Genomic DNA, 12,879 nt, shown 5'->3' with positions numbered 1-12,879 from the left:
TCCGGATGACTACGACAGACCAGGTCGTGGAGGCGCTGCGGGCCTCCCTGACGGAGAACGACCGGTTGCGCCAGGAGAACAGGAACCTCGCCGCGCGGGGGCACGAGCCGATCGCGGTCGTGGGCATGGCGTGCCGGTACCCGGGCGGGGTGTCGACGCCGGACGAGCTGTGGGACCTCGTCGCCGAGGGGCGGGACGCCATCGGCGGCCTGCCGCTGGACCGGGGCTGGGACCTCGACGGCATGTACGACCCGGATCCGGACGCGATCGGGAAGTCCTACGTGCGGGCAGGCGGCTTCCTGGACGACGCGGCCGGGTTCGACCCGGCGTTCTTCGGGATCTCGCCCCGGGAGGCGCTGGCGATCGATCCGCAGCAGCGGCTGCTGCTGGAGGCGTCATGGGAAGCGGTCGAGCACGCGGGCATCGATCCGGCGTCGCTGCGCGGTGAACGGGTCGGCACGTTCATCGGGGCGTCCGGGTACGGCTATGGCGCGGACACCGTCGGCGACGGGCACGCGCTCACCGGCGGCTCGGTCAGCGTGGTGTCCGGGCGGGTCGCGTACTGCCTGGGCCTGGAAGGGCAGGCGGTGTCGGTGGACACCGCCTGTTCGTCGTCGCTGGTGGCGCTGCACCTGGCCGTGCAGGCGCTGCGGGCGGGCGAGTGCTCGATGGCGCTGGCCGGTGGGGTCACCGTCATGTCGAGCGCGGGCGTGTTCCTGGAGTTCAGCCGGCAGCGCGGGCTGGCGGTGGACGGGCGGTGCAAGGCGTTCGGTGCCGCCGCGGACGGGTTCGGCCCGGCGGAGGGCGTCGGGGTGCTGCTGGTCGAACGGCTGTCCGACGCCCGCCGGGCCGGGCACCGGGTGCTGGCGGTGGTCCGCGGCAGCGCGACCAACCAGGACGGCGCCTCGAACGGCCTGACCGCGCCGAACGGACCGGCGCAGCAGCGCGTGATCCGGGCCGCGCTGGCTCAGGCCAGGCTCGAACCCGGTGACGTGGACGTCGTGGAGGCGCACGGGACTGGGACGCGGTTGGGTGACCCGATTGAGGTTCAGGCGTTGATTGCCGCCTATGGGCGGGATCGTGAGCGTCCGTTGTGGCTTGGTTCGTTGAAGTCGAACATCGGGCACACGCAGGCTGCTGCCGGTGTTGGCGGCGTGATCAAGATGATCATGGCCATGCGGCGCGGGGTCCTGCCGCGCACCCTGCACGTCGACGAGCCGACGCCGCACGTGGACTGGAGTTCCGGTGCGCTGGCCCTGCTGGCGACCGAGCAGGAGTGGCCGGACACCGGTCGTCCGCGACGGGCGGCGGTGTCGTCGTTCGGGATCAGCGGCACCAACGCGCACGTGATCCTCGAAGCCGCGGCGGAACCGGAGCCCGTCGCCGAGGACCGGCCGGGTTCGGGTGTGTGGGTGCTGTCCGGGAAGTCGCCCGAGGCGTTGCGGGCCCAGGCCGCGCGGCTGGCCGAGCACGTCCGCCGGGTGCCCGGGGACTCGGTGGCCGACATCGGGGTGTCGCTGCTGCGCCGGTCGCGGTTCGAGCACCGCGCGGTGGTGGCAGGGGACGCGCCGGCGCTGCTGGCCGGGCTTGACGAGCTGGCCGGCGGTGCTGCCGCGGGGGTGGTGTCGGGCAGGGCCGTGCCGGGTGCCTCCGCCGTGGTGCTGGTGTTTCCCGGCCAGGGCTCGCAGTGGCGGGGGATGGGCCGGGAGATGTGGGACGCCGGTCCCGCGTTCCGGGACGCGGTGCGGGACTGCGCGCGGGTGCTGGACCCGTTGGTCGGGTTCTCGGTGGTCGACGTGCTGCGCGGCGAGGCGGACATGCCCGGCGTCGAGTTGGCCGGCGGCGGTGTGGTGGACCGGGTCGACGCGGTGCAGCCGGTGCTGTTCGCCATGATGGTCGCCCTCGCGCGGGTCTGGCAGTCCTGGGGCGTCCGGATCGCCGGCGTGGTCGGCCATTCCCAGGGCGAGATCGCCGCCGCGTGCGTCTCGGGCGGGTTGTCCCTGGAGGACGCCGCGACGGTGGTGGCGTTGCGGTCGAGGGCGTTGCGGGTGCTGTGCGGTGAGGGCTCGATGATGTCGCTCGCGGTGCCGCGCGAGGAAGCCGAGGAGTTGACGCAGGAGTGGGACGGCGTCGGGGTCGCCGCGGTCAACGGTCCCGCCGCCACGGTGGTTTCCGGGCCGGTCGCGGGGTTGCGGGGCGTCGCCGACGAGTGCGAGCGCCGGGGCGTGCGGGCTCGCTGGATCCCGGTCGACTACGCGTCACACTCCGCGCACGTGGAGCGCATCGAGGCCCGGTTGCTGAGCGACCTGGCGGAGATCACGCCGCGTACCGGTGAGATCCCCTTCTACTCCACGGTGACGGGTGAACGCCTGGACACGGCGGGGTTGGACGCGGCCTACTGGTACCGCAACCTGCGGCAGACGGTGTTGTTCGCCGACACCGTCGAAGGCTTGGCGCGAGCCGGGCATCACGCCTTTGTCGAGGTGAGCGCGCACCCGGTGCTCGTGCCAGCGTTGCACGACATCCTGCCGGACTCCGTCGTAGTCGGCTCGTTGCGGCGCGACGAAGGCAGCCTGGACAGGCTGACCCGGTCCGCGGCGGAGGCCCACGTCGGCGGCGTCGACCTCGACTGGACGAGGATTGCGCCGGCGGGCCGGATCGTTCCGCTGCCGCCGTACCCGTTCCAACGACAGCGGTTCTGGCTCGAACCCACCCCAGTGCCCGAGGCGTCCGATGTGGACGCGAACGCGTTCTGGGAGGTCGTCGAACGCGGTGACCTGGAGGCGCTGACCGAGGATCTCGGTGTCGCGGCGGACACCCCGTTGCGCGAGCTGGTCCCGGCGCTGTCCGCCTGGCGCCGGCGCCGCGACCAGGACAGCGTGGTCGACCAGTGGCGTTACCGGGTCGTGTGGCGGGCGCTGCCACGGACCCGGCCACCGGCCACCCGAGGGCGCCGGCTGGTGGCAGCGCCCATCGGCGCCTCGGACCTGGCCAAGCAGGTGGCCACCGTGCTGGCCGCCGATGTGCTGGAACTCGACACGCCGGACCGGGCCGCGTGGCGGGACGCGCTGGCGGCCCACGGCGACGTCACCGGCATCGTGTCCCTGCTCGCGTTCACCGAGGAACCCGTCACGGCCACCGTCGTGCTGACGCAGGCCCTGCTCGACGCGGGCCTCACCGCGCGGGTGTGGGCGCTGACGCAGGGCGCGGTCGGCACCGGCCCCGTCGACCCGGTGCGTGACCCAGAACAGGCCCGGGTGTGGGGCCTCGGCCGGGTGATCGGCCTGGAGCACCCCGAGCTGTGGGCTGGCCTGGTCGACCTGCCCGCAACGCCGGACGACGTGCTCGCACGCGACCTGGCCGCCGTGCTCGACGGTGAGGAGGACCAGGTCGCGTTGCGCGCCGCAGGTGCGTTCGGGCGCCGGCTGGTGCGGGCTCGTCCGGGCCGGACCGCGCAGTGGCGCACCAGCGGCACCGCGCTGGTCACCGGCGGCACGGGCGGGCTCGGCGCGCACGTCGCCCGGTGGTTGGTGGCGCACGGCGCCGAGCACGTCGTGCTGACCAGCCGCCGCGGTCCGGACGCGCCCGGGGCGCGGGAGCTGCGGGCCGAACTCGAACGCCTGGGCGTGGAGGTCACGATCGCCGCGTGCGACGCGGCCGACCGCGACGCCCTGGCCGCGCTGCTGGGCGAGGTGGGTGCCGTCCGCACCGTCGTCCACGCGGCGGGTGTCGCCCAGCACCGCCTGATCGCCGACATGACCGCGGCCGAGATCGCCGACGTGACCAGAGCGAAGGTGGACGGCGCCCGCCACCTGCACGAACTGCTGACCGACGAGCTCGACGCGTTCGTGCTGTTCTCCTCGAACTCCGGTGTCTGGGGCGGCGGCGGCCAGGGCGCGTACGCGGCGGCCAACGCGTGGCTCGACGCGCTCGCCGAACACCGCCGCGCCGACGGCAAGGTCGCGACGTCGCTGGCCTGGGGTGCGTGGGGCGGTAGCGGCCTGGCCGCGGAACCCCAGGTGCGGCAACAGCTCGGCCGCCGGGGCATCCGGGCGATGGACCCCGCCATCGCGCTCGCGGCGATGGCCCGCGCGCTCGCCGACGACGAGACCGCGCTCGCCGTCGCGGACGTCGACTGGAGCCGGTTCGCCCCTGCCTACACCGCGCAACGGCGCCGCCCGCTGCTCGACGAGATCCCCGAAGCGGCGGTCCGGCAACCCGTCGCCACGGTCCCCGCGCCGAGCCTGGCCGGGACCTCGCCCGCCGAACGCGAACGCGTGCTGACGAGCCTCGTGCGGCGACTGGCCGCCGAAGCGCTCGGCTACCGCGACGCCGAGGAGGTCCCGCCGTCCCGGCCGTTCCGGGACCTGGGGGTCGACTCGCTCACCGCGGTCGACCTGCGCAACAAGCTCGTCGCGGAGACCGGGCTGAGCCTGCCGAGCACGCTCGTGTTCGACCACCCGACTGTCACCGAACTGGCTCGGCACCTGTGTGCGGAACTCGACGGCGAGGAGGTGACCGGGGCGGCCTCAGCGCCGGCGGCCTCCGCACCGGCGGACGACGACCCGGTCGTCATCGTCGGGATGAGCTGCCGCCTGCCCGGTGGCATCACGACACCGGAAGACCTGTGGCGCGTCGTCGAGGACGGCCAGGACGTGGTGGGCGGGCTGCCCGCCGACCGGGGTTGGGACCGGGGCGCCATGGCCGAGGAGCCGTTCCTGCCCGGTGCGGCCTGGCTGACCGAAGGTGGTTTCGTCGACCACGCCGCCGACTTCGACCCGGGCTTCTTCGGCATCTCCGACCAGGAGGCGATGGCGATGGACCCGCAGCAGCGCCTGCTGCTGGAGATGTCGTGGGAGGCGGTGGAGCGCTCCGGCACCGACCCGCACCAGTTGCGCGGCGAGAAGGTCGGTGTCTACCTCGGCACCTTCTTCCAGAGCTACATCTCGGCGGACTCCGCGTTCCCCGCCGGGGTCGAGCCCTATCTCGGCGGCGGCAGCTCGCCCGCCCTCGCCTCCGGCCGGGTGTCCTACGTCCTCGGCACGCGCGGGCCGACCCTCACCGTCGACACCGGCTGCTCGTCGTCGGCGGTCGCGCTCCACCTCGCCGCGCAGGCGGTCCGCCGCGGCGAGTGCGCGATGGCGCTGGCAGGGGGTGTCACCGTGCTGTCGGCGCCCATCGCCTTCCCGGACCTCGGCGGCAGCGCGGCCGACGGCCGCTGCAAGGCGTTCTCGGCGGCCGCGGACGGCACCGGGTGGGGCGAGGGTGGCGGGATGGTGCTGCTCGAACGCCTGTCCGCGGCCCGCGAGCGCGGGCATGAAGTCCTCGCCGTGGTGCGGGGTTCCGCGGTCAACCACAACGGCACCGGCAACGGCCTCGCCTCGCCCAACGGGCCGTCGCAGCGGCAGGTGATCCGCGACGCGCTCGCCGACGCCGGTCTGGCCGCCGGCGACGTCGACGTGGTCGAGGGCCACGGCACCGGCACCAGGCTCGGCGACACCATCGAGGTCCGGTCGCTGGTCGCGACCTACGGCCGTGACCGCGACCGGCCCGTGTGGCTGGGCACCGTGAAGTCGAACATCGGGCACCCGCAGGCCGCGTCCGGCGTCACCGGCGTGATCAAGATGGTGCTGGCCATGCGCCACAGGCTGATGCCGCGCACCCTGCACGCCGAGGAGCCGCTGCCGGACGTCGACTGGTCGCCCGTGCGGCTGCTCACCGAACCGCGGCCGTGGGACGCCGGCGATCGGCCCAGGCGCGCGGCGGTGTCGTCGTTCGGCGCGAGCGGCACCAAGGTCCACATCGTTCTGGAACAGGCGCCCGAGCGGCCCGACGAACCGGGTACCCGGCCGCTGCCCCTGCCGTACCTGCTCTCCGGCGCCACCCCGCCCGCGCTGGCCCGGCAGGCCGCACGGCTACGGGAACACCTGCGCGCCCACGACCCCGACCCGACCGGCCTCGCCGTCGCCCTGGCGACGTCGAGGACCGCGTTCGGGCATCGCGCCGCCGTGCACGCGTCCGACCGCGCCGGCCTGCTGCGCGCACTCACCGCCATCGAGCACGGCGACGACGACGAACAGGTGCGCCGGGGAATCGCCGGCACCGGGCACCGGATCGCCTTCGTCTTCCTCGACGAGCAACAACGCGTGGACGAGGACCTGCGGCGCGCGTACCCGGTGTTCGCGGCTTCGGCGGCCGGGCTGCCGCCGGAGGTCGCCGCGTTCGACGCCGCGATCGCCTCGGCCAGGTTGCTGGAGAGCTTCGGGATCGTCCCGGAGAAGGTGTTCGGCCGGGGTGCCGCAGCGGCCGCGGCCGACCACTTCGGCGGGGCGGCGGACCTCGCCGAGCTGCGTGACGGCGGGTTCACCGCCACGTTCCTGTTCGGTTCCGGCGTGACGCTGCTCGGTCACCCGACCGGGAGCCCGGTGTTCGAGACGCTGGCGGCGGCGCACGTCATGGGGCTGGAGATCGACTGGCGGCAGGTGGTCGCGCCGACCGGCGTACGGCCCGTGCCGCTGCCGACGTACGCATTCGACCGTCGGAGCTTCTGGCTCCCGACGAGGAAATGAGGACGAGAATGCTCGACGAGCAACAGCGCAAGGCAGCGGTGACCGACTACTTCAACGCGGTCAACGCGGGCGACCCGGCTGCCATCGCCGCCAGGTTCGCGGCGGACGCCGTCATCGAGGACCCGGTCGGCGGCGCGGTGCGGGTGGGGCCGGAGGCGGTCGGGGAGTTCGCGGCGCTGCTGGTCGCGTCCGAGATGAAGGTCGCCGTCGGCACCCTGGTCGCGGCCCAGGACGGCACGCGCGCCGCCGTCGCGCTGTCCGCGAGCTTCCGCGACACGCTCGACGAGAACCGCAGGCAGGTCGCGGTGAACGCCGTCGACGTCTTCGAGTTCACCGACGACGCGCTCATCACCCGGCTCCAGGTGTTCTGGGGGATTTCCGATGTCTCGCTCTGACGTGCTCGCCCCGCCGTCGCTGGCCGACGGCGGGGCGGCCTACCGGGCGTGGCTGCGGGACATGCGCGACCGGAACCCGGTGTGGCAGGACGGCCACGGCGTGTGGCACGTGTTCCGCCACCAGGACGTGCAACGCGTGCTGGGTGATCCGGCGGCGTTCGCGTCCGACCCGCGGCTGGTGATGCCGGACTGGGAGGGGTTCGCCCGGGGGAACCTGGTCTCGATGGACCCGCCCGACCACCGGCGGCTGCGCAAGCTGGTCAGCCAGGTCTTCACCCCGAGGATGGTGGCCGGGCTGGAGCCGAGGATCGTCGAGCTGTGCGGGGAACTGCTCGACGACGTCGGCGACGAGTGGGAGCTGGTGAGCCGGTTCGCCTACCCGTTGCCGATGACGGTGATCGCGGACCTGCTCGGCGTGCCGCGCACCGACCGCGACCTGTTCCGCACGTGGGCGGACCGGCTGCTGTCGGTGCAGGTGCCCAACCCCGCCGATCCCGCCGTGGCGAAGCTCGTCCAGGAGACGATCAAGGAGCTCAACGAGTACCTGCTCGGGCACTGCCACGACCGGCGGGCACGTCATCGCGACGACCTGATCGGCAGGCTCGTCGCGGCCGAGGTCGCCGGGGAACGGCTGGACGACGAGGAAGTGGTGAACTTCTCCCGCCTGCTGCTGCTCGCCGGGCACGTCACCACGACGATGCTGCTCGGCAACGCGCTGCTGTGCCTGGACGAGAACCCCGGCGCGGCCGACGAGGTGCAGGTGGATCGGACGCTGCTGCCGCGCGCGCTGGAGGAGGTCGTCCGCCTGCGGCCGCCGTTCATCCAGCGCAACCGGGTCACCACCGCGCCGGTCGAGCTGGCCGGGGTGACGGTGCCCGAACGGGCGGTCGTCAGCGCGTCGCTGTTCTCCGCCAACCACGACGAGAGGGTGTTCCCCGAGCCGGAGCGGTTTGACATCCATCGCGCGCAGAACCCGCACGTGGGCTACGGCAGGGGCATCCACTTCTGCCTCGGTGCGCCGCTCGCGCGACTGGAGGGGAAGCTCGCGCTGGAGCAGCTGTTCGACCGCTTCCGGGAGATCCGCGTCACCGACGCCGTCGAGTTCCACGAACACGGTTTCTCCGGGGTGACCAGGATGCCGCTGGTCGTACGGCGTCGGTGAACCACGAGCCGATGCGAGCACGGCGGAAACCGCCTCACATCAACCATATGGAGGTTCATGGTGACACAACCGACTGGATAGGGTGCGCAGCGTGATCTGTCCGCTCGACCGCTCGGGACCGACGTCGTCGAAATGCGTCCGGGCCGGACCACGGCGCGGGCAGCGCCGGTCACGACAGCTCACCTGACGCGTACCCGCGGGTTTCTGTTCCTACTCATCGGCGAGGACTTTCTTATGCGCAAGTGGCTGCCGTTGGTGGCGGTCTGCCTCAGTGCGTTCATGCTCATCGTGGACACCACGGTGGTCGTCGTCGCGCTGCCACAGATCGGGGCCGACCTGCAAGCCTCGCTGGCGAGCCTCCAGTGGGTGCTGAACATCTACACCCTGGTGCTGGCGGTGCTCACGCTGAGCGCGGGCTCGATCGGCGACCTCTTCGGCCACCGCAAGGTCTTCATGCTCTCGCTCGCGGTGTTCGGCGTGTTCTCCCTGCTCTGCGCCGTTTCGGTGAACCTGCCCATGCTCATCGTCGCCCGAGGGCTCCAGGGCGTCGGCGGTTCGGCGATGTTCGTCACGAGCATGGCACTGCTCGGGACCACCTACGAGGGCAAGGAACGCGGCACCGCCATGGGCGTCTGGTCGGCCGTCGTCGGCGCGGCGGCCGCCGCCGGGCCTGCACTCGGCGGCCTGCTCACCGAGAGCCTGGGCTGGCGGGCCATCTTCTACGTCAACGTCCCGGTCAGCCTGGTCGCCGTGGTGATGACGAAGGTGTACTTTCGGGAGTCGCGCAAGCCCGAAGACGCACGCGTCGACATCGGCGGGATCGTCAGCTTCGCACTGGCTTCCGGTGCCCTGACCTACGCGCTGATCCGGGTCGGCGAGGTCGGTTGGGGCGCGCCGTCGGTGTTGCTGCTGTTCGCGCTCGCCGCGCTCGGCCTGGCGCTGTTCATCGTGGCGGAGCTGCGCCACCCGAACCCGATGCTCGACCTTTCGTTGATGCGCAACGCCTCCTTCCTGGCGCTGATGATGAGCACCGTCCTGTCCGCGTGGGGATTTTCCTGCTTGGTCTTCACCTCGCTCTGGCTCCAGTCGGTGGTCGGCCTGACCCCGGTCGAGTCCGGCATCGCGCTGGTGCCGCTGGCGGCGACCACGTTTGTCACCGCGACCGTCGCGGGCAAACGGCTCCACGGCGTCTCGCCGCGCATCAGCATCACGGTGGCGGTCACGCTGATGGGAGCGGGCTGTGCCGTCAACGGCCTGCTGATCGACGGGTCGTCCGGGCTCGCCGCCGTGGTGCCGGGCCTGATCGTCATCGGCCTAGGCGGCGGCGTCGGTGTTCCCGCCACAGCGGCGGCGGTCTTCGCGTCCGTGCCCCTGGAGCGCGTAGGCATGGGATCGGGTGCGCTGTCCACGTTCCGCCAGCTCGGCCAGGCACTGGGCGTCGCCTTGCTCGGCGTCGTCTACGCCCTAGTGATCCGCGGTGATCTCGACGGGAAGACGCCCGACCCGGTCGCCGCCGAGGCCGCACTCACCAGCGGGGCGCGCACCACAGTGGACGCTGCACGTGCTGCGGGCGCGCACGGGTTGACCGTCGTCTACCTGGTCACTGCGGGCCTCGGGCTCGTGACGGCCGTTCTCTGCGCGGTTTTTATCCGCAGCCGCAAAGAAGAGACAGCCCAGGAGACTTCCGATACTGTCCCCGCACAGGACACCGTTCCGGGGCGCGAGGGTGGATGATTCCGGCGTCCGGCGAACTCCGGCGGTACACCCGCATCCCGCCGCCGATCACCGAGCCGGACGAAGACCGGGTACCACGGTCGTCCGTCACGGAGGCGGGTCTTCAGCCCGCCGGTCCGCACCGCGACCGCTGCCCACCCAGCAGCGGCTGAACCAGGTGTTGCAGGCGCGGTGACGGGGTCGTGGTCTTCGACTTCCTCGCCGACCTTGCCGATCTGGTATCGGACCTGGTCGACGGCACGCCAGACGTCCCGGTGGACACCGGCGCGGGTCACCACGGCACGTCAAGTGGTCCGCTGCACTTCGGTGAGGGCCGGTGGGGCAACAGTACCGACCGCCGGGGCAACGAGGTCGTGCAGTCCAGCCTCGGTGACCCCTACTACCCCAGTGACCCGAACGCGGGCCAACCGGTCGACCCCGGGGACGTCACATGGCATTGAACGTGCGAGGCGGGCTTCGTCCCGCCCTGTTCTGCCTGTGCTTCGGCGTGGCGACCATGACGTCGATGGCACTGATCCACCCCGCCCCACCGGGCGGCAGTCCTTTATGGACATATTGGGGCGGCACCCTGGGCGATGCCGTCCTGCCCCTCGGGGTCTAGGGTTTGGCCCGCGTGCGCCACCGACTCGCCACCCCGCCACTCTCCGCCCCCGCGGCCGGAGTGGACGGCCTGGCCGGGGCGGGGGTGCAGGTGTCCTGGCCGGCAGACCCGCGACCGCACCCGAACTGGCTGATACCCCAACCGCACGCGTTCTCACCGGCTGGCTGGTACCATGCAGTCTTCGTGGTCGTCGTCTCCTCTTATCTCGCCGCGACGGCGTGGTCGCTCGTCCGCCGGTCCCGAGTCCTGGGTAGGCCGTCTCTCGCCCGCGGCGAAGCCGCCCTCATCACAACGACGACTGCTGTGTTCACCACCACGGTGATCACGGATTCCCTACCCAGCACCGCCACTTCGTCGTCACGGGTCACCTTGTAGCACCTCGCAGACCGGCATTCGCGGTCGCTTCTGAGCCGCAAAGCCAGTGGGTCCGATCGGGACGCCCCAGCGGTTGCCGTCTGGTGTTGGGTGGCTGCGTAGGCTGGGCACTCGTTCCGTCATAGCCTCGGCCGGTCGGTCGAGCGGACAGAGGTCCGCGTATCGGCATCGTTCCGACGGGTTCTGTGGGTTCTGCAGCCTGTGGCGTACGGCTGTTACGTTCAATCGCTGCACGACTCGGGCAGCACGGTACTGGTTGTGTTGCTCCGCAAGGCGTGGCTCGGCGATCCCGAAGGAGCGATTCCGATCTGCCCATCGACGCCGTTCGAACCCTCTCGGACACCGCATCGACTGAAATTTCAGCCGCTGCGGTCACGGGAGGTCACGAAAGGCGACCATCTGTGACTGATCAGCGGGGGTTACAGCCCGTACGTCCAGCGCATCGAGCGTCGAAGCTCGATGCGCTTCTTGTTGTGCGTGTCTTCGCTTCGGGATCTCCACTGGTTCGGCTGGGATTTCAGCCGCTGGCGGGGTGGTGGCCGGTGGTTGAGCGGCCTGTTCAGTTGTTCGTGCCGCCGCCGGTTCGGCGGCGGAGGCGTGTAGAGCCTCCTGCGATGCCACCTGTCGTCAGTGCTGTCGTTGGCGGGTCCGGGTTGATGCTGGGTGTGGCCCGGCTTGATCATTCGGGCCGTGTTGGCGAGCGGTGGTTGATGGAGGCTTTGGGGTGGTCTCCGGGTGCGCGTTACGACCTCTTGGTCGAGTCGGACCGGGCGACGATTTCCCTGTCTGCAGAAGGGGAAGGTCGGATCGACTCCCGCGGTTACTTGGGTGTGCGTGGCCCGGTCCGTGATCGTCTGGGGATTGGGAAGGGCGATCCGGTGGTGTTGGTGGCGCGTCTGGATCTCGGTGTGCTGGTTGTTCATCCGATGCGTGTTGTCGCGGGCTTGGTGGCGCGCTACTACTCCGATGTGGACGGTGTTCCCGATGGGCACTGAGAGGAGGAAGGTGCGGCTGCTCCGGGAGGTGGGCGCCGCGATGGGTGTTCCGCGTTCCGCGGTGGCGGGTTCGCCGGAGGTGCCGAAGTTGGGGGAGTACCTGCGCCGTGTCCGTGCGGCGGCGACGCCGTCGCAGGCGCAGCGCTATCGCCTGTATTGGAAGCGTGCGGAGGCGGCGTTCGGTCGCCGCAGGTTGGACCGGGTTAGGGTGACCGACATCCTGGGGTTGAAGGAGGTGTCGGTGGCCCAGGCGCGGGTACGGGCCAACAGTCGTGGTGGCCGGTACGCGGGCGAGGCGTGTGTGCGGGCGATGCGGTTGGTGTTCAGGCTCGCCGCTGTCGACGGTTTCATCGACCGTCAGGCCGATCCGGCGCGCAGGGTGCCGTTGCCGCGTCGTCTGCCGTCGACCCGGCGTGCGTTGCAGCGTGAGGAGATCGCGCAGCTCGCCCAGGCAGTGGTGTCCGGCGGCCGGGACGTGGTGTTGGACAGCCTGTTGTTCCGGCTGCATCTGGAGACGGCGTGTCGCCGGGGTGGTGCGTTGAACCTGCGGTTGGTGGATTTGGATGTGCAGCGGTGTGCGGTGCGGTTGCGGGAGAAGGGCGGCACCCAGCGGTGGCAGCCGGTCAGTCCGACGCTGGCAGCGGCCCTGTACGAGCACGCCACGCTGCGCGGTGCCGTGAAGCCGGGCGACGCGTTGCTGCGCACCAAGAGGAGCAAGGCGATGGGCAGTCGCCGCTACGACCTGCTGTGGAAGCGGGTTCGTGCGGTGCTGCCGTGGGCTGCCGGTCTCGGGGTGTCCACGCACTGGCTGCGCCACTCGACCCTGACCTGGGTCGAACGCAGCTACGGCTATGGCGTCGCCCGCGCCTACGCCGGCCACACCGATGCCAAAGGTGCACCCACCGCCACCTACACCAAGGGGCTCCCGGTCGAGGTCGCCACCGCCCTGGCCGACTACACCGGCGAACCGCACCCCCTCGCCGACGCGGCCTGATTCTCCTGTGTCGGCTACACAGAGTGAGAGGGTGTGGGGTGGTGAGTGCCGGGG

At 71.7% G+C, this 12,879-nt stretch carries 7 protein-coding genes and 1 pseudogene; 7 read left to right on the top strand and 1 reads right to left on the bottom strand.

What is annotated here, in order from left to right; genetic code table 11:
* Positions 1 to 20: 20 nt before the first annotated feature.
* From AC0HI0_RS18860 to AC0HI0_RS18840, 5 genes and pseudogenes are all read left to right on the top strand, one after another.
* Positions 21 to 6,569 (top strand): annotated as a pseudogene (locus tag AC0HI0_RS18860) (type I polyketide synthase); the annotation flags it as partial.
* 8 nt (positions 6,570 to 6,577) lie between these two features.
* Positions 6,578 to 6,964, top strand: coding sequence for a nuclear transport factor 2 family protein (locus AC0HI0_RS18855; RefSeq protein ID WP_480933678.1), 387 nt, complete (start codon positions 6,578 to 6,580; stop codon positions 6,962 to 6,964).
* Positions 6,951 to 8,126 carry a cytochrome P450 gene (locus AC0HI0_RS18850; RefSeq protein WP_480933677.1) on the top strand — a complete coding sequence of 392 codons (1,176 nt, stop codon included), beginning with the start codon at positions 6,951 to 6,953 and terminating at the stop codon, positions 8,124 to 8,126. The genes AC0HI0_RS18855 and AC0HI0_RS18850 overlap by 14 nt, the downstream gene beginning before the upstream one ends.
* Before the next feature lie 132 nt (positions 8,127 to 8,258).
* Positions 8,259 to 9,860, top strand: coding sequence for an MFS transporter (locus AC0HI0_RS18845; RefSeq protein ID WP_480933676.1), 1,602 nt, complete (start codon positions 8,259 to 8,261; stop codon positions 9,858 to 9,860).
* Between the two features lie 182 nt (positions 9,861 to 10,042).
* A complete protein-coding gene (locus AC0HI0_RS18840) occupies positions 10,043 to 10,300 on the top strand; it encodes a hypothetical protein (RefSeq protein ID WP_480933675.1) in 258 nt (85 codons plus the stop codon).
* A 361-nt stretch (positions 10,301 to 10,661) separates the two neighbouring features.
* On the opposite strand, the gene AC0HI0_RS18835 is transcribed toward AC0HI0_RS18840, so the two are convergent.
* Complete coding sequence (locus tag AC0HI0_RS18835; RefSeq protein WP_480933674.1) at positions 10,662 to 10,829, bottom strand: hypothetical protein; 168 nt, start codon at positions 10,827 to 10,829, stop codon at positions 10,662 to 10,664.
* Positions 10,830 to 11,450: 621 nt separating this feature from the next.
* On the opposite strand from AC0HI0_RS18835, the gene AC0HI0_RS18830 reads away from it, so the two are divergent.
* Both AC0HI0_RS18830 and AC0HI0_RS18825 read left to right on the top strand, forming a co-directional pair.
* Complete coding sequence (locus AC0HI0_RS18830) at positions 11,451 to 11,831, top strand: hypothetical protein (protein ID WP_480933673.1); 381 nt, start codon at positions 11,451 to 11,453, stop codon at positions 11,829 to 11,831.
* 10 nt (positions 11,832 to 11,841) lie between these two features.
* The gene (locus tag AC0HI0_RS18825; protein ID WP_480933672.1) at positions 11,842 to 12,825 is read left to right on the top strand and encodes a tyrosine-type recombinase/integrase; all 984 of its coding nucleotides are present in this window, start codon (positions 11,842 to 11,844) and stop codon (positions 12,823 to 12,825) included.
* The last annotated feature ends 54 nt before the right edge of the window (positions 12,826 to 12,879 follow it).

Source organism: Saccharothrix sp. NBAS 001 (assembly GCF_056640475.1).
This window is presented reverse-complemented; position numbering and strand designations above follow the sequence as displayed.

Coding starts and splice junctions, on each gene's coding strand:
- AC0HI0_RS18855 (WP_480933678.1), top strand. CDS start 6,578: ATGCTCGACGAGCAACAGCGCAAGGCAGCGGTGACCGACTACTTCAAC.
- AC0HI0_RS18850 (WP_480933677.1), top strand. CDS start 6,951: ATGTCTCGCTCTGACGTGCTCGCCCCGCCGTCGCTGGCCGACGGCGGG.
- AC0HI0_RS18845 (WP_480933676.1), top strand. CDS start 8,259: ATGCGTCCGGGCCGGACCACGGCGCGGGCAGCGCCGGTCACGACAGCT.
- AC0HI0_RS18830 (WP_480933673.1), top strand. CDS start 11,451: ATGCCACCTGTCGTCAGTGCTGTCGTTGGCGGGTCCGGGTTGATGCTG.